Origin of the sequence: Janthinobacterium sp. P210006, from assembly GCF_036231885.1 — a bacterium.
In the GTDB taxonomy this organism is placed as follows: Bacteria; Pseudomonadota; Gammaproteobacteria; order Burkholderiales; family Burkholderiaceae_D; genus Janthinobacterium; species Janthinobacterium violaceinigrum.
The window spans coordinates 100,226-126,714 of sequence record NZ_JAZARD010000007.1 but is presented as its reverse complement, the minus strand read 5'-3'; the positions used below and the strand labels follow the sequence as shown (position 1 = coordinate 126,714).

Genomic DNA, 26,489 nt, shown 5'->3' with positions numbered 1-26,489 from the left:
CGGGATGCAAGTTGAACCGCACGGGACCCGATGGCGGCGATCAGCGGTTGCTTTTCCCAATGGCAAGATTACAATCCTGACACAACTATTTAAAGGAGTTGCCTTGTCTACAGCACATCACGCCTTGCGCCGCCTGGCCGCCTGCTCATCCATCGTGCCGGCCCTGCTGCTGTCCACGCTGGCGCCATCCGCGCTGGCCGCCGACGCCCCCCTCGCCACCGCACCGGTGGCCGCCAAGACAGCCTGGCAGGAAACGCGCCACGGCACCGTCGTCACGGACGACTACCGCTGGCTGCAAAAGAAGACCGATCCTGCCGTGATCGATTACCTGAATGCGGAAAACGCCTACACGGCCGCCGTCACGGCCCCGATCCAGCCGCTGGCCGACAAGGTGTATGCGGAGATCAAGGGCCGCATGCAGGAAGTGGACTTGTCCGTGCCTGCGCGCCTGGGCAATTTCTACTATTACACGCGCACGGAAGCGGGCAAGCAGTATCCGCTCAATTGCCGCCGCCCCGTCGGCGCCGGCGGCGCCTATGATGCGCAGGCGCCCGAGGAAATCCTGCTGGACCAGAACCAGTTGGCCGAAGGCCAGAAATTCTTTGCCGTGCGCGCGTTTGCCATCAGCCCGAACGAGCAGTTGCTGGCCTACACCACCGACACGACGGGCTTTCGCCAGTACGAGCTGCACGTCAAGGATTTGAAGACGGGTAAATTGCTGACCGACAGCATGCCGCGAGTCACCTCGCTGGCCTGGGCGGCGGACAATGCCACCCTGATGCTGACGCAGGAAGACGCCACCACCAAGCGCTCGGACCGCTTGTTCCGCCTGCCCTTGGGCGGCACGCCGCAACAGGTCTACCACGAACCGGTGGAGCAGTTTTCCATCGGGGTGGAGCGCACGCGCGACCGGCGCTTCTTCGTGCTCACTTCCGGCAGCACCGATACCAGCGAAGTGCTGCTGCTGCCGACCAGCACACCGAACGGCAGCTTCCACAGCGTGCTGCCGCGCGAGAAAGGCCACCGCTATGGCATCGAACACCGCGACGGCCAGTTGTATATCGTCACCAACAAGGGAGCGAAGAACTTCCGCGTCGTCAGCGCGCCGCTGTCTGCGCCGCAGCCAAAAAACTGGACCACGCTGGTGCCGCACGACAAGGATACCGTCATTAAATCCATCGACGCCTTCCAGGGCTACCTGGTGGTGATGGAAAAGACGCGCGCCCTGAACCGCGCGCGCATCTACGATTTCGCCCACAAGAACTGGAAAACCGTGCAGTTCGACGATCCAGTCTACCTGGCCACGGCGGCCGATACGCCGGAATTTTCCGCTACGCAATTTCGCATGTCTTACCAGTCGCCCGTCACGCCGCCCACCGTCATCGACGTCAGCATGCAGGACGGCAAGCGCACGGTACTGAAGCAGCAAGCCATCGTGGGCGGCTACGACGGCAGCCGCTACACGACGCAGCGCCTGTGGGTGACGGCGCGCGATGGCGTGCAAGTGCCGCTGTGGATCGTCTACAAGAAAGGCGTCAAGCTCGACGGTTCAGCGCCGCTGCTGCTGTATTCCTACGGTTCGTATGGCATCTCGACGGAAGCGAGCTTTGGCCTGTCCCGCATCAGCCTGCTGGAGCGGGGCGTCATCTATGCGCAGGCGCATATCCGCGGCGGCACGGACATGGGCGAAGCGTGGCATGAAGACGGCATGCTGATGAAGAAGAAAAACACCTTCAATGACTTCATCGACAGCGCCGACTACCTGGTGCGCGAAAAATGGACGAGCCCGAACCGCCTCATCATCCAGGGTGGCAGCGCGGGCGGCCTGCTGATGGGCGCCGTCGTCAACATGCGCCCCGAGCTGTTCCATGCCGTGCACGCGGCCGTGCCGTTCGTCGACGTGATGAACACCATGATGGACGCCAGCCTGCCCCTGACGACGGGCGAGTACCTGGAATGGGGCGACCCGAACCAGAAGGCGGCCTACGACTACATGCTCAGCTACTCGCCCTACGACAACATTGCGCGCAAGAATTATCCAGCGATGCTGGTGACGACAGGCCTCAACGACAGCCAGGTCATGTACTGGGAACCGGCCAAGTACGTGGCCAAGCTGCGCGCGTATAAAACGGATGGCAATCCCTTGCTGCTGAAAACGAATATGGGCGCCGGCCACGGCGGCGCATCGGGCCGCTATAACGCGATCGCCGAAAATGCGTTCAATATGGCGTGGATGCTGTCGCAATGGAATATCACTGAATAATGTGAAAAAAGCGCTTGCACAAGGATTTCCGTCGTCCTATAATAGCGCCTCTTCCAGACGTGGTGACAAACGTCGGGATGGTTTTCTGAGACAAGCAATGGGTGCTTAGCTCAGTTGGTAGAGCGGCGCCCTTACAAGGCGTAGGTCGGGAGTTCGAGCCTCTCAGCACCCACCAAATCAGAAAACTGTCCAGTGCTTCATGGATCAGCAATACAGATCATACGAGCTTGGAGTGGTAGTTCAGTTGGTTAGAATACCGGCCTGTCACGTCGGGGGTCGCGGGTTCGAGTCCCGTCCGCTCCGCCAATAAAAGAAAAGCCCTTTGGTTCTCTGAACCGAAGGGCTTTTCCCATTTCCGGGCCACAAATGCGCTGGAAAAGGCATCATCCTCCCCGCACTTGAACATTTTTGCGCTTTTCAGCAAAAAAACTGCTTTTAGCCCCCAAGAATAGTTGCACAAGGGGGAAGCCGCCCCCTATAATAGTGCCTCTTCCAGACGTGGTGACAAACGTCGGGATAGTTTTCTGGGTATGCGGGTGCTTAGCTCAGTTGGTAGAGCGGCGCCCTTACAAGGCGTAGGTCGGGAGTTCGAGCCTCTCAGCACCCACCACCAAACAGAAAATTATCCAGTGCTTCATGGATCAGCAACACAGATCATACGAGCTTGGAGTGGTAGTTCAGTTGGTTAGAATACCGGCCTGTCACGTCGGGGGTCGCGGGTTCGAGTCCCGTCCGCTCCGCCAATAAAAGAAAAGCCCTTTGGTTCTCTGAACCGAAGGGCTTTTCCCATTGTGGGGTCAGACCCTCAACACCGCCAACGTCAAGCTCAACGCTAACTTCTCCGGGGGGGCTGACCCCGGCTGTTAGAATCAGCGCTCTTGCCGACTCTGCCGCTCCTGCCTGATGCGCCTGCCCCGCAGTCTTTCCCCCTACCTTGCCCTGCGCTTGCGCCTGGCCCATCATGCTTTGCTGCAATTTGCCGCCAGCCTGGCCAGCTCCATGGAAATCCTCGTGTTCCTGGCCGGTCCCGTCTTGCTGGGTTTACTCAGCGTCATCGCCCTGCCCGGCTTTCTCGCCATGAGCCTGCCCTGGCCCGCCGCCCTGGGTGTCGTCAGCGGGCAAGCCCTGCTGACCTGCCTGCCCGCCTGGCTGCTGCGCAAGCGGCTGCTGCCGGCCAGCATTGCCGCCTGGCTGCGCCAGCTGCCCTTGCCACGCCGCTTGCGCTGGCAAGCCGATATCGCCGTGGCCGGCCTGCTGATGTTGCCGCTGGGCCTCGCCTATGCCGTCTCGGCCACCATCTGGCTGCTGCAGTCGCCGCCCTGGCTGCGCCCCATTGCCGCGCACGGCATGGCCGCCACCGTCGCTGCCTGGCTGCTGGCCTGGCTGCTGACGACCTTCATCGTGGCGCAGCGCCTGCGCGCGCCGCGTCCCGCATCAAGGGCGCGCCCGCCCACGATGACCGCCTATGTGCCGCGGCTGCCCCGCTGGCGCACCGCATTCCTGTGGCGCCAGCTGTTCTGGCTGCCGTTCTGGCGCAACGAGAACGTGGTCGGCCTGCAGCAAAGCATCTTGCTGGCCGGCGCTGGCGCCAGCATGCTGGCCTGGCTGCTGCACGCGCCCCTCGTGCCCGCCCCCTTGCTCGGCTTGCTGGCCAGCGCCAGCCTCGTCATCGTGACAGACCGGGGCGACAAGGCCGTGCGGGAGCAAATCGGCTTGCTGTCTCCATCGCTGAACGCCTGGCCCCTGGCCAGCACGGCCTTGACGCGCCTGGCCTGCGCCGCCAGCCTGCTGCCCGCCTTTGCCGTGCTGCTCGGTGCTGGCGTCTTGCTGTACTGCATCGATCCAGCCGCCCTGCAACGGCGCGTGACCAGCGTGTACGCCATCACCGCCAGCGCGGCCCTGCTGGCCATCGTCGGCTTGCCCCGCCTGACGGCGCGGGGCCGCGTCGCCCTCGTCGTTTTCTCCATCCTTGCCTTGAGCGCCATCGGAAGCGAATTATGGAATTGACCGTCCCGTCCCCCATGCTGCACGTCGAGCAGCTCGATTTCCACTTTGCCACGCACAGCGTGTTCCAGCGCTATAACCAGCAATTCGGTCCCGGCATCACCTGGCTGCGCGGCGCCAACGGGGCCGGCAAGACCACCCTGCTGAAGCTGGCGGGCGGCGCCCTGCTGCCCGCGCGCGGGGCCATCCGCCTCGATGAGATCGATAGCGGCGCCATGCCGCTGGCCTACCGCGCGCGCGCCTTCTATTGCGGCGGCGACGCGCCCGCCCTGCCCTGGCTGCAGGTGCACGAATTTCTCGACCTGCACCTGGCCCTGTATCCGGGCACCGACCAGGCCTTGCTGAATGCAGAGCTGGGCGCGTTTGCCATGACGTCGACCTTGCAGCAAAGCATCACCGCCCTGTCCCTGGGCCAGCATAAAAAGCTGCAACTGGCGCTGGCCCTCGCCTTGCCCGTGCGCCTGCTGCTGATCGACGAACCGTTCAATGGCCTCGATGCGGCTGCCATGGCGCACCTGCGCGCGCGCCTGGCCGAACCGGCCCGGCTGGCGCGCCAGTGCATCGTGCTGACCAGCCACCTGGCGCCGGACGTGCCGCTGGCGGCGACGGTACAGCTGTGAAATAGGACTTTGCAGATCAGACAAGAAGCGCTTAGGATGCCGTGTTGCAAAACCGGCGATCCCGGTGCAGCCACTACGATAAAACGGCGCGCTTACCACCGCGTCCAGCCTATTCTTGGAGATCCGCATGTTCAATACCTACCGCAGCGCCCTGGCCATCCTGTGCGCCATCCTCGCGACGTCCGCCATCGCGGCCGGCCCCACAGGCACGGCCGCCGACTATGGCACCCCGGCCCACCATGGCGCCGCCCAGCGCAGCATCGAGTTGCAGCCGGAGACGCGCCACATCAACGTCACGCGCGGCGAAACCGTCACCATCGCGCGCGCGGGCCAGCGTTTTACGTGGCACGTGCAAACCTTCCACAACAAGACCGTCTTTGCCCTGGCCGAGATTGCACCGAAGGACATGGCCGTCGACGGGATTCAAGTGTATGTAGCCGGCAATCCGCTGTACGCGGGCAGCTAAGTTTCCTCTGCGCATAAAAAAACCGGAAGGGCCTCGCGGCCGTTCCGGTTTTTTTTCAGCGTGGACAGTTACGCCGTCAATGCTTCTTTTGCTGCCGCTTCATCGACCACTTCCTCGTCGTCCGAGCGGATCAGGTGGTCGAAGGCGGACAGGGCGGCCTTCGCACCTTCGCCCGTGGCGATGATGATCTGCTTGTACGGCACCGTGGTGACGTCGCCGGCCGCAAACACGCCGGGGATCGAGGTCTGGCCGCGGGCGTCCACTTCGATTTCGCCGTGGCGCGACAGGGCCAGCGTGCCCTTCAGCCACTCCGTGTTCGGCACCAGGCCGATTTGCACGAAGACGCCTTCCAGCTCGACCTTTTTCGACTCGCCGCTGACGCGGTCCGTGTAGCTGAGGCCATTGACGATCTTGCCGTCGCCGTGGATTTCCGTCGTTTGCGCCGACGTGATCACGGTCACGTTAGGCAAGCTGTGCAGCTTGCGTTGCAGCACCGCATCGGCGCGCAGTTCCGCGCCGAACTCGATCAGGGTCACGTGTTTCACGAGACCGGCCAGGTCGATCGCCGCTTCCACGCCCGAGTTGCCTCCGCCGATCACGGCCACTCGCTTGCCCTTGAACAGCGGGCCATCGCAGTGCGGACAGTAGGCCACACCGTGGTTGCGGTATTCCTTCTCGCCCGGCACGTTGATTTCGCGCCAGCGGGCACCGGTGGCCAGGATGACGGTCTTGGCTTTCAGAACGGCGCCATTCGCCGTTTCGATCTCCACCAGTTTGCCCGGCGTCAGCTTCGTGGCGCGCTGGGTGTTCATGATGTCGACTTCGTATTCCTTGACGTGCTGCTCCAGCGCCACGGCGAACTTCGGACCATCCGTTTCCTTGACCGAAATAAAATTCTCGATCGCCAAGGTATCGAGCACCTGGCCGCCGAAACGCTCGGCCAGCACGCCCGTCTTGATGCCTTTGCGGGCCGCGTAGATGGCCGCTGCCGCGCCGGCAGGGCCGCCGCCGACGATCAGCACATCAAAGACATCTTTCTTGTTCAGCGCTTCTGCCTGGCGGGCACCGGCGTTGGTGTCGAGCTTGGCGAGGATTTCCTCGACATTCGTGCGGCCCTGGCCGAAGTGTTCACCGTTCAGGAACATCATCGGCACGGCCATGATCTGGCGCGCTTCCACTTCTTGCGGGAAGACGCCGCCATCGATGGTGGTGACCTTGATGCGCGGGTTGATCACGGCCATGGCATTCAATGCCTGCACCACTTCCGGGCAGTTGTGGCAGGAGAGCGAAATAAACGTTTCAAACTCGTAATCGCCGTCGAGATTGCGGATCTGCTCGATCACGGCATCGTCGAACTTGATGGTGTGGCCGCCCACTTGCAGCAGCGCCAGCACCAGCGAGGTAAATTCATGGCCCAGCGGCACACCGGCAAAACGCACGCCGATGTCGGAGCCTGTACGGTTGATGCTGAACGACGGGGTCCGTACGTCAGCGTCCATGCGCTCGACCAGCGTGATCTTGTCGCTCAACAGGACTATCTCCTGGAGCAATTCCTTCATCTCGCGGGCTTTTGCGCTGTCATCGAGAGAAGCGACCAGCTCAAGCGGATACACCACTTTTTCCAGGTAGGATTTCAGTTGGGTTTTGAGGGTGGCGTCTAACATGATTTTTTCCTTTTCTACAAATATTTAGGCGAATGCCGGGCCGGACACCCGGGCCGGCATCGCGGTAACTACTTGTTTGCTGCTTGCCGCTTCACACCTTAGATCTTGCCGACCAGGTCCAGCGATGGGGTCAGGGTTGCTGCGCCTTCCGTCCATTTGGCTGGGCACACTTCGCCTGGGTGGTTCGCCACGTACTGGGCGGCTTTGACTTTGCGCAGCAGTTCTGCAGCGTCACGGCCGATGCCGTTGTCATGCACTTCCAGCACTTTGATGAAGCCGTCAGGATTGATGACGAAGGTACCGCGCAGTGCCAGGCCTTCTTCTTCGATCATGACTTCGAAGTTGCGCGACAGGGCGCCGGTTGGGTCGCCGATCAGTGCGTATTGCACTTTCTTGATGGCGTCCGAGGTGTCGTGCCAGGCTTTGTGCGCGAAGTGGGTATCGGTCGAGATGCCGTAGACATCGACGCCCAGCTTCTGGAACTCGGCGTGGTGATCGGCCAGGTCTTCCAGTTCGGTTGGGCAAACGAAGGTGAAGTCGGCTGGGTAGAACACGAATACCGACCACTTGCCTTTCAGCGACGCTTCCGTCAGGTCGACGAATTTGCCATTGTGGTATGCGGTTGCCTTGAATGGTTTAACTTGGGTATTGATGAGCGACATAGTCATTTCCTCTCGTGTGGTGAATCAGTAAGACTCTAGTGTAAGGGGTTTTAACCCATATGCAAAATTGATTGTCACAATAGTTTCAATTAGTTTTAGCTATCATGACACCATGGGAACTCCATCATAGGCAGTTCCCGCGGGATTGGATAGCGGCAGCAGTGGATACCCCTGCTGCCGCCAGGTGTTTAATTTTTGAGTTCTTCCGGGACCTTGCCGCCGTTTTCCGCCAGCTTGATCATCACCTGGCGGTGCAGCCAGATATTCATGCTGGCCGAATCGTTGGTGTCGCCCGTGAAGTGCAGCTCTTGCGCCAGTTCCTTGCGCGCGGCCAGGCTGCTGTCCAGTTGAAGCAGTTTCATCAGGTCGACGATGGACGTGCGCCAATTGAGTTTTTCCGCGTTCTTGCTGGCCAGGTCGACCAGCACCACTTCCACGTCCACCACCGGCACGGCAGCCGCCGGTGCAGGTGCTGCTGCCGGGGCGGCCGCAGCTGGCGCGTCGGTAGCGGCGGCGGGCGTGGCTGCCGGAGCGGCATCGGACGAATGGTGGAAGATTTTGTTGTAGATATTGCTGAAAATGCCCATGAGGTCACCTCGAGTTGAGTGAATGGAAGAAGGTTTGCCTGCGCTCCAGGTCCAGGACCCATGACAGCAAAGCCGGGCGCAGGCGCCAGCCGGTCGAGTATAAGCCCGTTCAAGCCGGAAGCCCTGTCCCGCAGGCTTGCGCCAGATCTGGTGGCGGGCCTTGCCTGTTTCAAGGGTGCAAGGGCCGCTGGGCGCGCAGCAGCGCATCGAACGCTTCGATGGCCAGCGGCGGCGCAAACAGATCGCCTTGCGCGAAATCGCAGCCGATCTCCAGCAGCCGCGCGCGCTGCTCCGGCGTCTCCACCCCTTCGGCAATCACCTGCAAGCCCAGCGTGTGGGCCATGGTGACGATGGCTTCGCACAGCGCCAGTTCGCTGGCGCCGGCCGCCAGCTTGCGCACCAGCACGCCGTCGATCTTCAGGTAATCGATGCCGCATTGCTGCAATTGCGTGAGCGAGGCATGGCCGCTGCCGAAGTCGTCGAGGGCGATCTGCATGCCCGCTTCGCGCAAGTGCTGCAGCCGCTGCGCCATGCTGCTGCCGGCGCCGGGGCCCAGCAGCGCATCTTCGCGCATGTCGAGCACGATGGCCGAGGCCGGTACATCGAGCGCCATCAGCTGGCGCAGCCAGGTGCCGGGTGCCTCGGCTTCGCGCTGCAGCTCCAGCGGCGACTGGTTCAGGCACAGCTGCAGCCCCGGCAAGCCGATGGCCTGGCCCTGCGCGCGCCAGCGCAGCAGTTGCGCGGCCGCCGTGCGCAGCACCCAGTCGCCGATGTCGACGATCAAGCCGCTGCTTTCGGCCAGCGCCAGGAAATCGGGCGGACACACGATGCCCCGCTGCGGATGGTTCCAGCGCAGCAAGGCTTCCACTTTGACAATATTGCCGCTATGCAGCTCGACGACGGGCTGGTAATGCAGCTGCAGCTGCTGCTCCCGCAGGGCCGTGCGCAAATCCGCGCCCATGCGCATGCGGTTGACGGCCGCCACCTGCATGGCGGGCGTAAAGTAGCTGTAGCGGTTGCGCCCCGCGCCTTTCGACACATACATGGCCTGGTCCGCATGCTTGAGCAAGTCCTCGATATTGCCCGCGTCGTCCGGATACAGGGTGATGCCGATCGACGCCGACACGAACGCCTGTTCCTGCCCCAGCAGGAACGGCGCCAGCAAGCCGTCGAGTATCTGCCGCGCGATGCGGTCGACTTGCTGCAGGTCATCGAGGTCGGACAGGATCACCGTGAATTCGTCGCCGCCCAGGCGCGCCACCGTGTCCGTCTCGCGCACGCCCACGCGGATGCGCCGCGCCGCTTCGATCAGCAGGATATCGCCCTGGTGGTGGCCCAGGGTGTCGTTGACTTCCTTGAAATGGTCGAGGTCGATGAACAGGATGGCCACGCGGCTCGTATCGCGCCGGCCCTGGGCCAGCGCCTGGCGCAGCCGCTCGTGGAACATGCGCCGGTTCGGCAATTGCGTCAAGGTATCGAAATTGGCTTGCTGCCAGATCAGCGCTTCCGTTTGCCGCTTGTCCGTCACGTCTTCCAGCATGCACAGATGGTGCGGCCCGCCGTGGCGCGTCGTGGCGATGGCCGTCACCGAAGCATCGACCCACACCACGCCGCCATCGGGCCGCACGATGCGCTTGGCGTGGCGGAAACCCTGCATGCGCCGCTCCAGCAGCTGCGCCACGTGCACCTGCTCGCCCGCCACGTCGTCGGGATGGCTGATCTCCATCCAGCTCGTTTGCTTCATGTGCTCCAGCGTGCGCCCCGCGATGGCCAGATAGCGCGGATTGATGTCAAGAAACTGCCCGCTCACGGTATCGATCAGGGCAATGCCCATGGGCGCTTCCTCGAACATGGTGCGAAAGCGCAATTCCCCCTGGCGGATGGTTTCCTCGGTGCGGCGGCGCTCGCGCGCCAGGTTGCTGAAGTGAAAGGCAGCCGACACGGCCAGCAGGCTGCCCGCCACGCCCAGCGACAGGTACAACCAGCCCAGGTCGGCGCCCGGCACGGGGCGGTACAGGAAACCCTGGTAGGCGTGGCTGTCCGTGGCATTGCGCGGCAGCACGCCCATGGCCGCATAGGTATCGGCGATGTGCTGCCAGCGCTGGGGGTTCATGTAGCCCGGCTCCACCAGCACGGGCTGCAGCAGCAATTCCATCTGCTGCGCCTCGTACAGCAGATGCGCGCGGTCGTGGCGCTGGCTGTATTTGGCATGGATCAGCTGCGCCATTTCCTCGCGGTGCGCCATCGCGTATTGCCAGCCGCGTAGGCTGGCCGCGCGGAACGCTTTTACGCGCTCGGGATGGCGGCGCAATTCCTGTTCGCTGGTAAACAGGTTGTCGCCGTAAAAATCGATGCCCGCCGTGCGCGGCGTAAACTGGTAGTAGGGAAAGCCGGCCCGGTCCAGGTAGTCCGGTTCATTGGTGGAATACGCGGCAATGGCGTCGACCTTGCCATCGATCAAATCCTCGACCCGGTAGCTGGGCGGCAAGTGGCGCATCTGCTGCGGCGCGACGCCCATTTTTTGCAGGAACAGCGACACTTCGTCGGAGGCGGCCGTTACATTGCCGGGCGCGCCTATCATCACGGGCGCGCCCACCAGCTTGCGCACGTCGGGCGCGCCGCCTTGCTGGCGCATCAGCAGCACGCTGGGAGAATGCTGGAACACCACGGCCAGCACCACCACGGGCTTGCCCGCCATACGGCTGAGCAGCAAGGTGCTGTTGCCCACGCCATATTCGGCCTGGCCGCCCAGCACGGCCGCCTCGGCAAGCGGTCCGCCGCCGCCTTCGAGCAACCTGACTTCCAGCCCCGCCTCGCGGTAATAGCCCTGCTCGATGGCCGCGTAATAGCCGGCAAACTGGAACTGGTGCGTGAAATTGAGTTGCAGGGAGATGGTTTCCAGCGCGCGGGCTGGCGTGGCGCAGCAATACAGCAGGGCAAGCAGCGCCAGCCAGCCGAACACGCGCCTGCCTGTGCTCGGCGACAAGGGGCAGCGAACAGCGCAAGTTGCTTCCATCGGCATGGCAAGGCACCACAGGGATCTGCCGAGTTGGCAGGAATAAGGCTATTGTAGCCGCCCCTTTTGCCGAAGGATAACTATTTCAGTGAGGACAATACCGTTGATGTTTTTGGCAAACAGTCTGAGCTTTGTTTGCGTTAGAACACGACGCCGGCCACCAGAATGATGTTGGCATACGGACTGCATTCGCCCGTGCGCACGATGGCGCGCGCGCCCCTGGACAGTTGCTTGAACTCCTCGTGCGTGACCTGGCGCGCATCGGGCAAGGCCAGGGCCGCCACCTGCGCCGCCATGGCGGGATTGTGCTGCGGCAATTCGCTGGCGAGCAGATGGTATTCCACCTGCATTTCGCTCAAGACCGTGTTCACGGTATCGATGAAGCCGGGAATGCCGCGCGTCAGGGCCAGGTCGATCAGGGGCACGCCCGGCTGCGAAGGCAAGCCCGCGTCGCCGATGACGAGCATGTCGCCATGGCCCAGCGAGGCGATCAGTTGCGACAGTGCGATATTGAGCAGCGGAGTCTTTTTCATGGTCTTAGAACAGCTCGTGCAAGTGGGGAATCGAGGTTTGTGCGCCAGGCTTGGTGACGCTCCAGGCGGCCGCGCGCTGGCCTTGCTGGATGGATTCGGCCTCGTCCATGCCGGACGCCAGGCCCGCGACAAAACCGCCGATGAACGTGTCGCCGGCGGCCGTCGTGTCGACGGCTTGCACCACTTCGGCAGGGAAGGTGTAATCGCCGCCATACAGGGCCGCGTGCACACCCTTGGAGCCCAGGGTGATGATGACGTTGTCGCTGCCCAGCTTTTGCAGCGCCGCGGCCAGCGCCTTGGCATCCGCGCCATCCGGGCTGACGCCGGCCAGCATGGCCGCTTCGATTTCATTCGGAATCAGGTAGTCGACCAGTTCCAGCACGCCGTCCGGCAGGCTGACGGCCGGGGCCGGGTTCAGCACGACGGTCTTGCCCAGCGAACGGGCCAGTTTGATGGCGTGCACGACGGTGTCCATCGGCGTTTCCAGCTGCAGCACGACGATATCGGCCTGTTCGATCAAACCTTGCGCCGCATCAATGTGCGCGGGGCTCAATAAATCGTTGGCGCCGCCCGCGATGACGATGCTGTTCTGGCCGTTGTCGTCGACGAGAATCGAGGCGATGCCGGACGCGACGCCGGGCAAGGTGGTGATGTGGCTGTCGATGATGCCGTCGCCCACCAGCGCCGCGCGCAACGTCGCGCCGAACGCGTCGTCGCCCACGCAGCCGACCATGGCCACTTGCTGGGCGCCCGCCACCTTGCCGCTCATGCGCGCGCATGCGACGGCCTGGTTGGCGCCCTTGCCGCCAGGGATGGTTCTAAAAGCGCCGCCCGTCAGGGTTTCGCCGGGGAGGGGCATGCGCGGCACGCGCAAGACCAGGTCCATATTGATGCTGCCGATAACCACGATCATGATGTCATTCCCATCAGTTCAGTTGCAGGTGAAGAAGTAGGTGCGGAAGAAGTTACAGTGGCAGCCACGCTGGAGCCGCGCACGTGCAGCGCGGGTGCGATGCTGCGCTGCTGGCGCGGCAAGGCGGGGTCGGCGATGCGCGCCAGCAGGCAGGCGGCCGTGATGTGGCCCAGCTCGCGCGTGTTCTGCGCCACGCTGCTCAGGGCCGGATGCACGAAGCTGGCCAGGTCGATATCGTCGAAGCCCACGACGGCCAGTTCGCCGGGCACGGCGATACCGCGCTCGGCGGCGGCGCGCAGGGCGCCAAACGCCATCAAGTCATTGCAGCAGAACAAGGCGTCGGGACGCTGGCCTGGCGGCAGCGCCAGCAAGTCCAGCGCGGCCGCATAGCCGCCCGCACTCGTAAAATCGCTATGGCGGCACAGCGCGTCGGCCAGGGCCACGCCCGCGTCCGCCATAGCGCTGCGCGCGCCGGCGATGCGGTCGTTGGAAATGCTCACTTCGCGGGGACCGGCGATGCAGGCGAGGCGCCGGCGTCCCAGCCCCAGCAGGTGGCGCGCGGCCAATACGCCGCCGGCCCGGTTGTCGACGGCCACGGCGTCGATGGACAGGTCGCTGGGCGCGCGATCGAGCAGCACGGCCGGCACCTTCATCTTGCGCAGCAATTCGCCATCGCTGTCGGCCAGCGCGGACAGGATCAGGCCGTCGCAGCGCTTGGTCAGCAGCACGTTCAGGTAGTCGCGCTGCTTGACGGGATTGTCATCGGAATTGCACAAAATGACGCTGTAGCCGGCCGCGTAGCAGCTGTCCTCGATGCCGCGCGCCACTTCCGAGAAATACGGATTCGTATTGTTCGGAATGATCAGGCCGATGGTGCCCGTGCTGCGGCTGCGCAAGGAACGCGCCAGCGCGCTGGGCACGTAATGCAATTGTTCCGCCGCTGCCAGCACGGCGCGGCGCGCCTCGTCGCTGACGGGGCGGGTATTGTTGAGGACGTGCGACACGGTGGTGAACGACACCCCCGCCGCCTGCGCCACTTGCTTGATGGTTGCCATGGGCGATGTGGCGCTTACGCGCGTTCGCCGCGGCGGCGGTAGGTGTCGAGCACCACGGCGGCGACGATCACCAGGCCCGTGACGATGCGTTTCACGGGTTCGGACACGCCCACTTGCGCCAGGCCCGCTTCCAGCACGGAAATGATCAATACGCCGATAAAGGTGCTGATGACGGAACCGCGTCCACCCATCAGGCTGGTGCCGCCGATCACCACGGCGGCGATCACTTGCAATTCCATGCCCACGCCGCCGTTCGGGTCGGCCGCTTCCAGGCGCGACACCTGGAACAGCGCGCCCACGCCGGCGAGAAAGCCCATCAAGGCAAACACCAGCACTTTCGACGGCTTCGTGTTGATGCCGGACAGCCGCACGGCTTCTTCATTCGTGCCGATGCCGATCCAGTGGCGTCCCAGCACCGTGCGCGTGAGCACCAGGTGGCCGATGACGACGATGGCGATCGAGGCGATGAAGGCAGGCGACAGGCCGAACGCGATCGGCGAGCTGATGCCGTCGACGGCGCTGCCGATGTATTCCGTGCGCGAATTGGTCACTTGATACGCCAGGCCCCGCGCCATTTCCAGCACGCCCAAGGACACAATGAACGAGGGGATGCGCCAGCCGACGGAAATGAGGCCCGTGGTGGCGCCGCACAGGGCCGCGACAAACATGCCCAGCAGGGCCGCGCTCCACACGGGCCAGCCCCAGTGCACGACGGCCAGGGACAGCACGGAAGCGGCCAGCGCCATCACGGAACCGACGGACAGGTCGATGCCGCCGATGATCAGCACGAACGTCATGCCGACGGCCATCACCACCAGGGTGGGGATGTTGTTGGACAGGGTGCTCAGGGTGGCCAGGGTAAAGAAGTTTTCGCTGGCAAACGAGAACAGCACGCACATGGCCAGCAGGGCGCCGATCAGGCCCCCGTAGTTTTTCAGGTCGGCCAGGCTGCGCTGCAGATACGAAGGAGAGGAGTTGGTGGTCATGGGAATCTTTCCGGCGGATCAGGCCGCAGCTGGAGTGGAAGTGGGGGTCAAGTAGCCAGAGAACGCGGCCGACAGCAGCGCGTCCTGGCTCCAGGCGCCCCGCTCGAAGGTGTCGACGATGCTGCCCGCGCTCATGACGGCGATGCGGTCGCAGATCAGCATCAGCTCGCGCAAGTCGCTCGAAACGATGACGAGGCCCTTGCCCTGGCGCGCCTGTTCCGCCAGCACCTGATAAATATCAAACTTGGCGCCGATATCGATGCCGCGCGTGGGCTCGTCGAACAGCATCACGGGACAGTCGCGGTACAGCCAGCGGGCGATCACCACCTTTTGCTGGTTGCCGCCAGAGAGCTCGGCCACCGTTTGCGCGCTGTTGCGCGAGCGGATGCCCAGGCGCTGGATGTAGTCGTCGGCCACTGATGCTTCCGCCGCGTCGTTGAGCCAGCCGGCGCCGCTGACGGTGTCGAGCGAGGCCAGGGTCGTGTTGACGGCGATGGACTGGCGCAGCAATAAACCTTGTCCCTTGCGGTCTTCCGTGATCATGGCGATGCCGGCTTTTACGGCTGCCTGCGGCGAAGTCAGGGCGGCGGGCGTGGCGCTGTCACCGAGGAAAATGTCACCCGCATCGGCGCGGTCGGCGCCAAAGATCAGGCGCAGCAATTCCGTGCGGCCCGAGCCGATCAGGCCGGCAATGCCGAGGATTTCGCCGGCGCGCAAGTCGAACGAGGTGGGGTTGACCACCTTGCCGCGCGCCAGGCCCCGCACGCGCAGCAGCGGTGCGCCGATGGTGCGCCCGCTCAGGTCGACGGCGTCGTCGGCCGAGCGGCCCACCATCAGGCTGACCAGGTCGGCGGCGGAGTGGCCCGCGATATCGTCGTCGCACACGAGCTGGCCGTCGCGCAGCACGGCGATGCGGTCGGCCACGCGCTTGAGTTCTTCCAGGCGGTGCGAAATATAGATGATGCACACGCCTTCGGCCTTCAGGCGCTCGATCTGCAGGAACAGCAATTCCACTTCGCGGTGCGTCAGCATGGCAGTCGGCTCGTCGAGCACCAGCAGGCGGCAGGCGCCGATCAGGTTGCGCGCGATCTCGATCATTTGCTGGTGGCCGATGCCCAGTTCGCCGACCAAAGTCCACGGGTCCAGGCCGCCCAGGCCCACTTTCTCCATCTGTTCGCGCGCGTCGCGTTCGAGGCGGGTGCGGTCGATGAAGCCGAAGCGCTGCGGCAAATTCTTGAGGTACAGGTTTTCCGCGATCGACAGGGTGGGAATCAGGTTGAGTTCCTGCATCACCATGCGGATGCCCAGCGCCTCGGCGGCGCCGCGCGAGGCGGGCTGGTAAGGCTTGCCGTCGAGCAGCATCGTGCCCGTGGTGGCTTGCTCCAGGCCGCAGATGATCTTCGACAGGGTGCTCTTGCCCGCGCCGTTCTCTCCCGTCAGCGCCAGCACCTGGCCAGGGGCAAAGCGCAGGCCCACGCCGCCCAGCACGGGGCCGACATAGGACTTGCCGATGTTATCCAGGGTCAATAGAGGAAGGGCGGCCGAGGGCGCCGGGGGAATGTCGGTAGGCATGATAAAACTCCGCGGTAGTGGCGGCGGGGCCGGCACCGCCTGCTCGGTGAGCAAGCAGGCGCCGGCCCCGGCGGGATCAAACGATCAGGACTTGGCGCCCTTGGCGACCAGTTCGACCTTGGTTTCGATGACGCCACCCAGATCGGCCTGTTTCTTCTTCTGCGCCAAGGCTTTCAGCACGGTGTCGATGCCGAACACGGCTTGCTGCGAGCCGAACTGGTCGGCGGTGGCCAGCACGCGGCCATCGGCCAGCATCGGCTTGATGGCGTTGATATTGTCGTAGCCGACGACCAGCACTTTGCCCGTCTTGCCGGCCGCCTTGATGGCGGACACGGCGCCGATGGCCATGTTGTCGTTACCGCACAGCAAAGCCTTGATGTTCGGGTTGGCGTTCAGCATGGCAGCCGCCACCGTGTTGGCAGGGGCGATTTCCCACTGGCCCGACTGCACGCTGACGACTTTCGCACCGGCTGCCGTCATGGCGTCCTGGAAACCCAGGGTACGCTGCTGCGCGTTGTAGGTGGTGGACACGCCTTCGATGATGCCGACGGGGTCGCCCTTCTTGATTTGCTGAGCCAGGAAATCGCCGACCACCTTGGCGCCCTTGCGGTTGTCCGGGCCCACGAACGGCACGGTGATGCCCTTCTCTTTCAGGGCGCCCGCGTCGAGCTTGTTGTCGATATTGACGACGATGATGCCCGCGTCGATGGCTTTCTTCAGCACCGGCACCAGCGCTTTCGAATCGGCCGGCGCGATCACCAGCGCATTGACGCGCGAGACGATCATCTGCTCGACCAGCTTGATCTGGCTCGACGTATCCGTTTCATCCTTGATGCCGTTCGACAGCAAGTCGTACTTGGCGGCATTGGCCTTCTGATGCGCCTTGGCACCGTTTTCCATGGTCAGGAAAAATTCGTTGGCGAGCGACTTCATCACCAGCGCCACTTTCGGCTTTGCAGGCGTCTGCGCCATCGCCGGCACGGCGGGCAAGGCACACACCAGGACAGCGGCGGCAATCATTTTCAGGCGAATACGGGATGTCATGAGCGTCTCCAGAGTTGTTGGTCAAGCACGTGTACTGCATGCTTTTGTGGAATTTCATTGCGCGCAAACGTTTGCGCGAAGCGAATAGTGCCTCAATGCCCCATACCAGTGCAAGCAAAACTGTATGTGCGGTGCAGCAAAAAGGGGACGCCCAGAGGGAAGCAGACAGGCCGATGCGATCGGCCTGTCTGGGAGAAATGCGCGGAAGTCAGGGGTTTGTTGCGGGACGGGCACTCGCCCACTGCACGGCCAGCACGCTGGCCAGCACCAGCAGCAGACCCAGCATCGACCAGCCCGTCATGGCCTGGCCCAGCAAGGCCCAGCCCAGCACGACGGCCATCAGGGGACTGAGCAGTCCCAGCGAGGACACGGCCACGGGCGAGAGCCTGGCGATGCCGCGGAACCACAAGGCGTACGCGAGCAAGGCGCCGGCCAGGCACAGGTAGGCATAGGCCAGGACTTGCTGCAGGGATAGTGCGGGCAACGGTGCGTCGGCCAGCCAGGCGACGGGCGCCAGCATCAGGCCGCCCAGCAGCAATTGCCAGCCCGTCAGCGCCAGCACGGGCAAGTCCGGCTTCCAGCGCCGCGTCAGATAGGTGCCGGCCGCCATGCAAGCCGTGCCGCACAGCGCGGCGGCAATGCCGATGGGTTCCCACACCGTGCGCGGCGACAGCAGCAACACGCCCATGCCGGCCACGCCCAGCACGCTGGCGCCCAGGGCCAGGCGGGCCGGGCGGCGCCCTTCCACGCCCCAGGCCAGGCCCATCACCAGCAGCGGCTGGATGGCGCCCACGACGGCCGCCAAACCGCCCGGCAAGCGGTAGGCGGCCACGAACAGCAAGGCCTGGAACACGCCGATATTCAGGGCGGACAGGATCAGTACGCGGCCCCAGTCGCGCCGCGCGGGCAGGCGCCGCATCAGCAGCAGCAACAGCAAGCCGGCCGGCAACACGCGGATCAGGGCCGCCGTGAAGGGCCGGTGCGGCGGCAGCAGTTCGGACGTGACGATATACGTGGAACCCCAGATCAGGGGCGCCAGCGCGGTGAGCACGATATCGCCCCAGGCGGGGCGGACAGCAGAGGTGGCCATAAACTATCTCGACGTTAAGATAATTCGAGTGTGAATGCATACTATCTTGATGTCAAGATAAATACGCCAGCCTGGATGATGCTGCCGGCCATAAAAAAACCCGGCGCGCAGGCCGGGTTCTGGATGCAGCAGGCTTACCTGCGGCCGCTGCGTGCCGGCGTGCCGCCCTTGGCCGGCGGCTTGGCGCCCCGGCCCACGGGCGCGGCGGCGGGCTTGGCCTTGGTCTTGATGGTCGACAGGATCGATGGACGCACCTTCGACTCGACAGCCGTGGCCTTGGGCGCGGCGGCCGTGCCACCGAGGGCGATGCGGTTCTTGCCCGGCGTGACCTTGAACTTGTCCGACGTGCCGGCGCCATGCGTCTGGCGGCTGCGTTCGCCTGCGGCCAGGCCGCCCGACTCGGACGAGGTCCAGGCGGGAATCAAATGCTTGTCGCCATTGCCGATCAAGTCGCCACGGCCCATGTTGACCAGCGCTTCGCGCAGGATAGGCCAGTTGGCCGGGTCCTGGTAGCGCAGGAACGCTTTATGCGTGCGGCGGATCTTGCCGCTGCGCGCCGTTTCCACCACTTCGGAGTCCGCCGTGACCTTGCGCAGGGGATTCTTGCGCGTGTGGTACATCGTCGTGGCCATGGCCATCGGCGTGGGCATGAAGGTTTGCACCTGGTCCAGCTTGAAATTGTTTTTCTTCAGCCACAGGGCCAGGTTCAGCATGTCCAGGTCCGTCGTGCCCGGGTGCGCGGCGATGAAGTACGGAATCAAATACTGCTTCTTGCCCGCTTCCAGTGAGAAACGGTCGAACATTTCCTTGAATTCATCGTAGGCGCCGATGCCGGGCTTCATCATCTTCGACAAGGTGCCCTCTTCCGTATGCTCGGGCGCAATCTTCAGCAAGCCGCCCACGTGGTGCGTGACCAGTTCCTTCACGTACTCGGGCGAACGCACGGCCAGGTCGTAGCGCAAGCCCGAGCTGATCAGCACTTTCTTGATGCCAGGAATGGCGCGCGCCTTGCGGTACAGGGAAATGAGCTTGCTATGGTCCGTGCCCAGGTTGACGCAGATGGACGGGTACACGCAGGACAAGCGGCGGCACGAGACTTCGATCTCTTTTTCCTTGCAGGCCAGGCGGTACATATTCGCCGTCGGACCACCCATATCGGAAATGGTGCCCGTAAAGCCCTTGGTTTTATCGCGGATATGCTCAATTTCGCGCAGGATCGACGGTTCCGAACGGCTCTGGATGATGCGGCCTTCGTGCTCCGTGATCGAGCAGAAGGTGCAGCCGCCGAAGCAGCCGCGCATGATGTTGACGGAAAAGCGGATCATTTCCCAAGCGGGGATATGCGCCTTGCCATAACTGGGGTGCGGGGCGCGCGCGTAATTCATGTCGTACACGCCATCCATCTCGTCCATGGCCAGCGGCAACGGCGGCGGATTGAGCCACACGTCGCGTTCGCCGTGCGCCTGCACCATGGCGCGCGCATTGCCGGGATTCGATTCCAGGTGGAACACGCGCGACGCGTGCGCATACATGACGGGATCATCCTTGACGACGTCGTACGCAGGCAGGCGCACCACCGTCTTGTCGTGCTTTTCCTTGGCCATGGCCAAGCGCTCTTCGCGGCTCATGATGCGGATGGGCTTGATCACTTCGGCCGATTTCGACGCATTCTCGGTCGCGCAGGCGGTCTTGTCTTCCTGCACCATCTCGTACGGGCTGTAGTGCGGGTCGATCTTGCCGGGCACGTCGACGCGGGTGGAATTGTGCACGCCCCAGTCGTCGCCAGGCAGCCAGCCGGACGGCACCATGAAGGCCGTGCCGCGCAAGTCGCGGATATCCTTGATGGCTTCGCCGGCAGCAAGGCGGTGCGTCAAGTCCACCAGCGCCCGCTCGGCATTGCCGAAGATCAGCAAATCAGCCTTGGAATCGGGCAAGACGGAACGGCGGACCTTGTCCGACCAGTAATCGTAATGGGCGATGCGGCGCAGCGAGGCTTCGATGCTGCCGATGACGATGGGCACGTCGGGATACGCTTCGCGCGCACGCTGCGCGTACACGGTGACGGCGCGGTCCGGGCGTTTATTCGGTTCCGCGTTGGCCGTGTAGGCGTCGTCGGAGCGGATCTTGCGGTCGGCCGTGTACTGGTTGACCATGGAATCCATGTTGCCGGCGGTCACGCCGTAGTACAGGCGCGGCTTGCCGAGGATGCGGAACGCGTCGGCCGACAGCCAGTCCGGCTGGCTGATGATGCCGACGCGGTAACCCTGCGCTTCGAGCAGGCGGCCAACGAGGGCCATGCCGAAACTCGGATGGTCGATGTAGGCGTCGCCCGTGACGAGGATGACGTCGCACTGGTCCCAGCCCAGCGCGTCCATCTCGGCACGCGACATCGGCAGGAAAGGCGCCACGGCAGCGCGGGCAGACCGCTTGGGAACGGTCGCAAATAAATTGGTAGGGGAGCTCATAGGGTACGGATTGTACCGGAATTGGCCATTTCCAACCTGACGGCCTGCTTTTTACTGTTGGATTTCAGTACAAAAAACGTTTATTTTTCAATCACTTGGGAAATTCCCATCGAGAAATTGTGACTGAGGAGCAGTTTTTTATCATTACATCAATACCGTCTCGGCGCCTCTCAAAACCGTAGCGAGCAAGCTCAATGCCGGGTTGAGTAGCGGAACCGTACGAAGGTACGGTGAGCAACGGATGCCCGGCAGTGGGCTGCGCAGTAGGTTTTCAGAGGCGCATCAGATACCCATATTGGCGAGAATTTCACCCAATTCGCGTAAGGCAGGCTCCAGTTTCGGATGCTTGACGGCGAACTTGGCCGACAATTCCTGGCTGCGCTCGGCCAGGCCATAGGTGGTCGACTCTTCTTCCTGTTCCTGCGCGGCACGCTTTTCCATGAGCAGCTTGATATCGACGTCGAGCTTTTGCAGCAAACCCTGCAGTTCCTCATCGACGGGGCCGCTGGTTGCTAGTGTCGAATGCAGCTGTTGCAGCGATTCCTTGAGTTTGCTATCCATGTTTTTTCCTGTCAGTCAGTAAATTGCGTGTCCAGGTACAGCTGTTCCACCTTGCTCCTGGCCCACGGGGTCTTGCGCAAAAACTTCAGGCTCGACTTGATGCTGGGATCGCTGATGAAGCAATTGATATCGATGTGCTTGGCCAAGCCATCCCAACCGTAGTGGGCTTGCAGGCGCGTCACAATCGCTTCCAGGGTGATGCCATTCAAATCTTGCTGACTCATATACTCTTTCGACTGCCTTCTTGTTTACATCTTACTCAATTCTACGCCGCCGGCACAGAAAGCTTGCGTGCGCCAGGTCAACGCAACGCAAGCTTCGGCTGAGGACGACTTACTTCGCGTTCAAGCCGCGGCGTTCCAGCAAGGGTTCCACGGTAGCATCGCGGCCGCGGAAGTCACGGAACAGCTGCAGCGCATCGACGCTGCCGCCGCGCGACAGCAATTTGCTGCGGAACCAGTCGCCATTCTTGCGCGTCAGGCCGCCGTTTTCCTTGAACCAGTTGACCGATTCCGCGTCCAGCTTTTCCGACCACAGGTAGGCGTAGTAAGCCGCCGAGTAGCCGCCCGAGAAGCTGTGCGAGAAATATGCCGTGCGGTAGCGCGGCGGCACGGGTGCGTAGTCGACGCCCGCATCCTTCAACGATGCCGCTTCAAAGGCCAGCACGTCGGTCGGGATCTGGCTTGGCGCCAGTTGGTGCCAGCGCTGGTCCAGCAGGGCTGCCGACAGGTATTCCGTGGTCATGAAACCCTGGTTGAATTTCTTTGCCGCCGTCACCTTGTCGAGCAATTCCTGCGGCATGGCCGCGCCGCTCTGGTAGTGCTTGGCATAGTTTTGCAGCACTTCCGGCCAGATCGCCCACATTTCATTGACTTGCGATGGATACTCGACGAAGTCGCTGGGCACGCTAGTGCCGGCAAAGCGCGGGTATTTCACGTTTGAAAACATGCCGTGCAGCGCATGGCCGAATTCGTGGAACATGGTCGTCACTTCGTCGAACGTCAGCAGGGTCGGCTGGCCGGCAGGCGGCTTCGGAATGTTCAACTGGTTGGCCACCACCGGATGCGTGCCCAGCAGCGACGATTGCGACACGTATTCATTCATCCACGCGCCGCCATGCTTGTTGCCGCGCGCATAGAAATCGGCGATGAACAGGGCCAGCGGCTTGCCGTTGGCATCGAGCACGTCGTAGACGCGCACGTCCGGGTTGTACACCGGTAGATCAGTGCGCTGCTTGAAGCTGATGCCATACAACTTGTTCGCGGCAAAGAAGACGCCGTTGTTCAGCACGCTATTCAATTCCAGGTACGGTTTCAGCTCGTTTTCATCGAAATTGAAGCGTTGCTTGCGCAGCTTGTCCGTGTAGATGGCCCAGTCGGCTGCTGCCACCTGAAAACCGCCCTTTTCTGCGTCGACCACTTGCTGCAGGTCGGCCGCTTCGCGGCGCGCATTGGCGACGGCCGGTTTCGCCAGTTCCGACAGCAGGGTGTTGACGGCCGTGGTCGTCTTGGCCGTCTGGTCTTCCAGCGAGTACGCGGCGTAATTGGCGTAACCGAGCAAGGTGGCCCGTTCGGCGCGCAGCTTGGCCAGCTTCAGCACGATGGCGCGGTTGTCGAACTCGCCGCCCTGGCTGCCGCGGTTCAGCGACGCATCCATCAGGCGCTGGCGCGTGGCGCGGTTGGTCAGCACGGCCAGTGCCGGCTGGCCGCTGGTGTTCACGAGGGCAATGACGAACTTGCCGTTCAAGCCACGTTCCTTGGCAGCCGTGGCGGCCGTGTCGATATCGCTGTCCGTCATGCCAGCCAGTTCAGCGCGCGTGTCGACGACGATGCTCTTGGCATTCGTTTCCTTCAGCACGTTTTGCGCGAAGGCCGTTTCCAGGCCCGCCTGCTCGGCGTTGTAGGCTTTCAGTTTTTCCTTGTCCGCATCGGACAGCTTGGCGCCGGCGCGCACGAAATCTGTGTGATAGCGTTCCAGCAGGCGCAACGATTCCGCGTCAAGGCCCAGCTTGTCGCGCTTGGCGTACAGGGTGTCGATGCGGGTAAACAGTTTCGGATTCAGGGTGATCGCGTCGCCATGCGCGGCCAGTTTCGGCGATACATCCACTTCCACCGCTTCCAGCGCGGCGTTGGTGTTGGTCGACGTCATGTTGCTGAAGATGCTTTGCACGCGGTGCAACAGCTGTCCCGTACGCTCGAGGGCCACGATGGTGTTTTCGAACGTGGGTGCCTGGCGATTGTTGGCGATCGCATTGACTTCGGCCAGCTGGCGTTTCATGCCTTCGGCAAACGCGGGCGCGTAGTGCGCATCCTTGATCAGGCCGAATTGCGGCATCTGGAACGGCAGCGGACTGGCTTTCAGCAGGGGGTTCTGGGCGCTGACGGCGGCAGCCGGTGCGGCGTTGGCCGTGGCGGCAGCCAAGGCGGAGGGAGCGGCGTGGGCCAGCATGACGCTGGCGGCGATGACGAGCAGTTGTGGACGGATCATGACATCTTTCAGGAAGCGCGGGGAAGAACCGCGATCGCGTCGCGGGCCAGTGGCAGATCATAGCAGCCTGTCACACAGGCGTCATCCAACATGGGCGATCCTGTGGTGCATCCCGCAAAATGCGCGGTTTACCACGGTTTTCAATCAAAATCTCCAAATAAAAATGGCTGCCAATTGCTTGGCAGCCATTTTCATTGACCCGGCTTTGCGGCCGGGAATGACGCGGATTACTTGCCGTTCAAGCCACGGCGTTCCAGCAATGGCTCGATCTTCGCATCGCGGCCGCGGAAGTTGCGGTAGATGTCGAGCGCATCGGCGCTGCCGCCGCGCGACAGCAATTTGCTGCGGAACCAGTCGCCGTTCTTGCGCGTCAGGCCGCCGTTTTCCTTGAACCACTCGACCGTGTCGGCATCGAGCTTTTCCGACCACAGGTAGGCGTAGTAGCCGGCCGAATAACCGCCCGCAAATGCGTGCGAGAAATACGTGGTGCGGTAGCGCGGCGGCGCCGGGGCGAAATCGACGCCCGCATCCGTCAAGGCGGTTTTTTCAAACGCCAGCACGTCGGTGGGGATCTGTGCCGGGGTCAGCTGATGCCAGCGCTGGTCCAGCAAGGCCGACGCCAGGTATTCCGTGGTTTTATAGCCCTGGTTGAAATTGTCGGCCGCCGTCACCTTCGCCAGCAGCTCGGCCGGGATGGCCGCGCCCGTTTGATAGTGCTTGGCATAGTTTTGCAGCACTTCCGGCCACAGCGCCCACATTTCATTGACTTGCGACGGGTATTCGACGAAGTCACGCGGCACGCTGGTGCCGGCAAAGCGCGGGTATTTCACGTTCGAGAACATGCCGTGCAGCGCGTGGCCGAATTCGTGGAACATGGTGTTGACTTCGTCAAACGTCATCAGGGTCGGCTGGCCCGCTTCCGGCTTCGGAATGTTCAGGTTATTCGCGATCACCGGCTTGCGGTTCAGCAAGGTCGACTGGCCCACATAGGCATTTGCCCAGGCGCCGCCGCGCTTGTTGCTGCGCGCGTAAGGGTCCAAGGTAAAGATGGCCAGCTGCGTGCCGTCTTCATTGAAGACGTCGTACACCAGCATGTCGGACGTGTAGACGGGCAAGTCGGTGCGTTGCTTGAAGGTCAAACCGTACAGTTTGCCAGCGGCAAAGAACACGCCCTTGGTCAGCACGCTGTGCATTTCAAAGTACGGTTTCAACTGATTTTCATCAAAGTTGTAGCGTTCGGCGCGCACCTTGTCGCTATAGAAAGCCCAGTCGGCGGCGCCGACCTTGAAGCCGCCCTTGCCCGCATCGATGACCTTCTGGATGTCGTCCGCTTCGCGGCGCGCATTGACGACGGCCGGTTTGGCCAGCTCGCCCAGCAGGGCGTTCACGGCCGTGGTGTCGTGCGCCGTCTGGTCTTCCAGCGAATACGCCGCGTAGTTCGGGTAGCCCATCAGTGCAGCCCGTTCGGCGCGCAGTTTCGCCAGTTCCAGCACTTCCTGGGTGTTGTCGAACTCGCCGCCGCGGCTGCCGCGCGCTTGCGAGGCGGCCATGATGCGTTCGCGCAAGGCGCGGTTGGTCAGCAGTGCCAGCGGCGCCTGCCCCGTCGTGTTGACGAGGGCGATCACGTACTTGCCATCGAGGCCACGCTTCTTGGCCAGGCCCGCAGCCACTTCGATGGCGGCCGGCGACAAGCCGTCCAGCTCTTCGCGCGTGTCGACAACGACGGCCGAAGCGTTCAATTCTTTCAGCACATTCTGCGCGAACTTGGTCGACAGGGCAGCCAGCTGGCCGTTATAGGCGCGCAGCTTTTCCTTGTCGGCCGCCGACAGCTTGGCGCCCGCGCGCACGAAGTCCGTGTGGTAACGTTCCAGCAAGCGTTTCGATTCGGCATCGAGGCCCAGCTTGTCGCGCTTGGCGTACAGGGTGTCGATGCGCTTGAACAATTTATCGTTGAGCATGATCGCGTCGCTGTGGGCCGCCATTTTCGGCGCCAGCTCGCGTTCCAGGCCCTGGATCGTGTCATTCGTGTTCGAACCGGACATCACGGAAAACACGGTGCGCACGCGGCTCAGCAACTGGCCCGAGCGCTCCATGGCCACGATGGTGTTGTCGAACGTGGCCGGCTTCTTGTTGTTCGCAATCGCGTTGATTTCCGCCAGGTTGGCGGCCATGCCGGCCGTAAAGGCGGGCGCGTAGTCCGCGTCCTGCACCTTGTCGAACGGCGGATAGTTGAATGGCAGGCTGCTCGCTTGCGCAAACGGGTTGGAAGCAGGCAAGGCTGCGGCCGCGGTAGCGGCAGTGGTTGGCGCGGTGGTGGCGGTCGCGGCAAAAGCGGCTGGCGCCAGCATCAGGCTGGCGGCGATGACGAGCATTGTTGGACGGGTCATGTCTTCTTTCAAGAAACGCAAGAGAGCCGCGATTGTGTCGCGGGCCAGCCTGAAATAATAACAGCCAGAAACATTTGCGTCACCCGCAACTACCGATGGTAGCGTGCCAGCCGG

The 26,489-nt window shown here is 63.1% G+C and carries 20 protein-coding genes and 4 tRNA genes; 8 read left to right on the top strand and 16 right to left on the bottom strand.

The features are described 5' to 3' along the window. Positions 1-103 precede the first annotated feature (103 nt). From VPH41_RS27225 to VPH41_RS27190, 8 genes are all read left to right on the top strand, one after another. Complete coding sequence (locus tag VPH41_RS27225) at positions 104-2,263, top strand: S9 family peptidase (RefSeq protein WP_328572122.1); 2,160 nt, start codon at positions 104-106, stop codon at positions 2,261-2,263. A 99-nt stretch (positions 2,264-2,362) separates the two neighbouring features. After that, positions 2,363-2,438: transfer RNA gene (locus VPH41_RS27220), tRNA-Val, on the top strand. Positions 2,439-2,492: 54 nt separating this feature from the next. Then, a tRNA-Asp gene (locus tag VPH41_RS27215) sits at positions 2,493-2,569 on the top strand. 228 nt (positions 2,570-2,797) lie between these two features. Further along, positions 2,798-2,873 (top strand) — tRNA-Val (locus VPH41_RS27210). Between the two features lie 56 nt (positions 2,874-2,929). Continuing rightward, a tRNA-Asp gene (locus VPH41_RS27205) sits at positions 2,930-3,006 on the top strand. A 160-nt stretch (positions 3,007-3,166) separates the two neighbouring features. After that, positions 3,167-4,270: a hypothetical protein gene (locus tag VPH41_RS27200; protein ID WP_328572121.1), complete on the top strand. Its 1,104-nt coding sequence runs from the start codon at positions 3,167-3,169 to the stop codon at positions 4,268-4,270. Further along, positions 4,261-4,887, top strand: a complete 627-nt coding sequence (locus VPH41_RS27195) for an ABC transporter ATP-binding protein (protein WP_328572120.1) — start codon at positions 4,261-4,263, stop codon at positions 4,885-4,887. The genes VPH41_RS27200 and VPH41_RS27195 overlap by 10 nt, the downstream gene beginning before the upstream one ends. Positions 4,888-5,014: 127 nt before the next feature. Next, positions 5,015-5,353 (top strand): CzcE family metal-binding protein, encoded by a 339-nt coding sequence (locus VPH41_RS27190; RefSeq protein WP_328572119.1) that lies wholly within the window; start codon positions 5,015-5,017, stop codon positions 5,351-5,353. A gap of 68 nt (positions 5,354-5,421) precedes the next feature. On the opposite strand, the gene ahpF is transcribed toward VPH41_RS27190, so the two are convergent. The 16 genes from ahpF to VPH41_RS27110 form a co-directional block, all read right to left on the bottom strand. Then, a complete protein-coding gene (ahpF, locus tag VPH41_RS27185; RefSeq protein ID WP_328572118.1) occupies positions 5,422-7,017 on the bottom strand; it encodes an alkyl hydroperoxide reductase subunit F in 1,596 nt (531 codons plus the stop codon). 98 nt (positions 7,018-7,115) lie between these two features. Next, the gene (gene ahpC / locus VPH41_RS27180) at positions 7,116-7,679 is read right to left on the bottom strand and encodes an alkyl hydroperoxide reductase subunit C (RefSeq protein WP_077398190.1); all 564 of its coding nucleotides are present in this window, start codon (positions 7,677-7,679) and stop codon (positions 7,116-7,118) included. A 188-nt stretch (positions 7,680-7,867) separates the two neighbouring features. Next, positions 7,868-8,266, bottom strand: coding sequence for a DUF3597 domain-containing protein (locus tag VPH41_RS27175; RefSeq protein ID WP_099411946.1), 399 nt, complete (start codon positions 8,264-8,266; stop codon positions 7,868-7,870). 169 nt (positions 8,267-8,435) lie between these two features. Next, positions 8,436-11,228: an EAL domain-containing protein gene (locus VPH41_RS27170; protein ID WP_328572117.1), complete on the bottom strand. Its 2,793-nt coding sequence runs from the start codon at positions 11,226-11,228 to the stop codon at positions 8,436-8,438. 194 nt (positions 11,229-11,422) lie between these two features. Further along, positions 11,423-11,815 (bottom strand): D-ribose pyranase, encoded by a 393-nt coding sequence (gene rbsD / locus VPH41_RS27165; RefSeq protein WP_152255916.1) that lies wholly within the window; start codon positions 11,813-11,815, stop codon positions 11,423-11,425. Between the two features lie 4 nt (positions 11,816-11,819). Continuing rightward, positions 11,820-12,728 carry a ribokinase gene (gene rbsK, locus VPH41_RS27160; RefSeq protein ID WP_328572116.1) on the bottom strand — a complete coding sequence of 303 codons (909 nt, stop codon included), beginning with the start codon at positions 12,726-12,728 and terminating at the stop codon, positions 11,820-11,822. Beyond that, positions 12,725-13,783, bottom strand: a complete 1,059-nt coding sequence (locus VPH41_RS27155; protein ID WP_328572115.1) for a LacI family DNA-binding transcriptional regulator — start codon at positions 13,781-13,783, stop codon at positions 12,725-12,727. The genes rbsK and VPH41_RS27155 overlap by 4 nt, the downstream gene beginning before the upstream one ends. A 14-nt stretch (positions 13,784-13,797) precedes the next feature. Further along, positions 13,798-14,769 (bottom strand): ABC transporter permease, encoded by a 972-nt coding sequence (locus VPH41_RS27150; RefSeq protein ID WP_152255913.1) that lies wholly within the window; start codon positions 14,767-14,769, stop codon positions 13,798-13,800. A gap of 18 nt (positions 14,770-14,787) precedes the next feature. Further along, on the bottom strand, positions 14,788-16,341 hold the full coding sequence (locus tag VPH41_RS27145; RefSeq protein WP_287775908.1) for a sugar ABC transporter ATP-binding protein: 1,554 nt from the start codon (positions 16,339-16,341) through the stop codon (positions 14,788-14,790). An 84-nt stretch (positions 16,342-16,425) separates the two neighbouring features. Beyond that, positions 16,426-17,385: a sugar ABC transporter substrate-binding protein gene (locus VPH41_RS27140; RefSeq protein ID WP_442906328.1), complete on the bottom strand. Its 960-nt coding sequence runs from the start codon at positions 17,383-17,385 to the stop codon at positions 16,426-16,428. Between the two features lie 208 nt (positions 17,386-17,593). Beyond that, positions 17,594-18,475, bottom strand: a complete 882-nt coding sequence (locus VPH41_RS27135) for an EamA family transporter (RefSeq protein ID WP_328572114.1) — start codon at positions 18,473-18,475, stop codon at positions 17,594-17,596. A gap of 134 nt (positions 18,476-18,609) precedes the next feature. Beyond that, on the bottom strand, positions 18,610-20,865 hold the full coding sequence (locus tag VPH41_RS27130) for a YgiQ family radical SAM protein (RefSeq protein WP_328572182.1): 2,256 nt from the start codon (positions 20,863-20,865) through the stop codon (positions 18,610-18,612). A gap of 357 nt (positions 20,866-21,222) precedes the next feature. Continuing rightward, positions 21,223-21,501 carry a DUF4404 family protein gene (locus VPH41_RS27125; protein WP_152255908.1) on the bottom strand — a complete coding sequence of 93 codons (279 nt, stop codon included), beginning with the start codon at positions 21,499-21,501 and terminating at the stop codon, positions 21,223-21,225. Positions 21,502-21,512: 11 nt separating this feature from the next. Continuing rightward, on the bottom strand, positions 21,513-21,725 hold the full coding sequence (locus VPH41_RS27120; RefSeq protein ID WP_152255907.1) for a VF530 family DNA-binding protein: 213 nt from the start codon (positions 21,723-21,725) through the stop codon (positions 21,513-21,515). A gap of 109 nt (positions 21,726-21,834) precedes the next feature. Next, on the bottom strand, positions 21,835-23,988 hold the full coding sequence (locus tag VPH41_RS27115; RefSeq protein WP_152282252.1) for a M3 family metallopeptidase: 2,154 nt from the start codon (positions 23,986-23,988) through the stop codon (positions 21,835-21,837). A 227-nt stretch (positions 23,989-24,215) separates the two neighbouring features. Continuing rightward, a complete protein-coding gene (locus tag VPH41_RS27110; RefSeq protein ID WP_442906329.1) occupies positions 24,216-26,360 on the bottom strand; it encodes a M3 family metallopeptidase in 2,145 nt (714 codons plus the stop codon). Positions 26,361-26,489 lie beyond the last annotated feature (129 nt).

What these genes read in the sequence shown, in the direction of transcription:
- rbsK (WP_328572116.1), bottom strand. Translation starts at nt 12,728, where the DNA reads ATGATCGTGGTTATCGGCAGCATCAATATGGACCTGGTCTTGCGCGTG.
- VPH41_RS27135 (WP_328572114.1), bottom strand. Translation starts at nt 18,475, where the DNA reads ATGGCCACCTCTGCTGTCCGCCCCGCCTGGGGCGATATCGTGCTCACC.
- VPH41_RS27195 (WP_328572120.1), top strand. Translation starts at nt 4,261, where the DNA reads ATGGAATTGACCGTCCCGTCCCCCATGCTGCACGTCGAGCAGCTCGAT.
- VPH41_RS27150 (WP_152255913.1), bottom strand. Translation starts at nt 14,769, where the DNA reads ATGACCACCAACTCCTCTCCTTCGTATCTGCAGCGCAGCCTGGCCGAC.
- VPH41_RS27115 (WP_152282252.1), bottom strand. Translation starts at nt 23,988, where the DNA reads ATGATCCGTCCACAACTGCTCGTCATCGCCGCCAGCGTCATGCTGGCC.
- VPH41_RS27130 (WP_328572182.1), bottom strand. Translation starts at nt 20,865, where the DNA reads ATGTCGCGTGCCGAGATGGACGCGCTGGGCTGGGACCAGTGCGACGTC.
- VPH41_RS27200 (WP_328572121.1), top strand. Translation starts at nt 3,167, where the DNA reads ATGCGCCTGCCCCGCAGTCTTTCCCCCTACCTTGCCCTGCGCTTGCGC.
- rbsD (WP_152255916.1), bottom strand. Translation starts at nt 11,815, where the DNA reads ATGAAAAAGACTCCGCTGCTCAATATCGCACTGTCGCAACTGATCGCC.
- VPH41_RS27110 (WP_442906329.1), bottom strand. Translation starts at nt 26,360, where the DNA reads ATGCTCGTCATCGCCGCCAGCCTGATGCTGGCGCCAGCCGCTTTTGCC.
- ahpC (WP_077398190.1), bottom strand. Translation starts at nt 7,679, where the DNA reads ATGTCGCTCATCAATACCCAAGTTAAACCATTCAAGGCAACCGCATAC.
- VPH41_RS27175 (WP_099411946.1), bottom strand. Translation starts at nt 8,266, where the DNA reads ATGGGCATTTTCAGCAATATCTACAACAAAATCTTCCACCATTCGTCC.
- VPH41_RS27125 (WP_152255908.1), bottom strand. Translation starts at nt 21,501, where the DNA reads ATGGATAGCAAACTCAAGGAATCGCTGCAACAGCTGCATTCGACACTA.
- ahpF (WP_328572118.1), bottom strand. Translation starts at nt 7,017, where the DNA reads ATGTTAGACGCCACCCTCAAAACCCAACTGAAATCCTACCTGGAAAAA.
- VPH41_RS27155 (WP_328572115.1), bottom strand. Translation starts at nt 13,783, where the DNA reads ATGGCAACCATCAAGCAAGTGGCGCAGGCGGCGGGGGTGTCGTTCACC.
- VPH41_RS27120 (WP_152255907.1), bottom strand. Translation starts at nt 21,725, where the DNA reads ATGAGTCAGCAAGATTTGAATGGCATCACCCTGGAAGCGATTGTGACG.
- VPH41_RS27140 (WP_442906328.1), bottom strand. Translation starts at nt 17,385, where the DNA reads ATGACATCCCGTATTCGCCTGAAAATGATTGCCGCCGCTGTCCTGGTG.
- VPH41_RS27190 (WP_328572119.1), top strand. Translation starts at nt 5,015, where the DNA reads ATGTTCAATACCTACCGCAGCGCCCTGGCCATCCTGTGCGCCATCCTC.
- VPH41_RS27145 (WP_287775908.1), bottom strand. Translation starts at nt 16,341, where the DNA reads ATGCCTACCGACATTCCCCCGGCGCCCTCGGCCGCCCTTCCTCTATTG.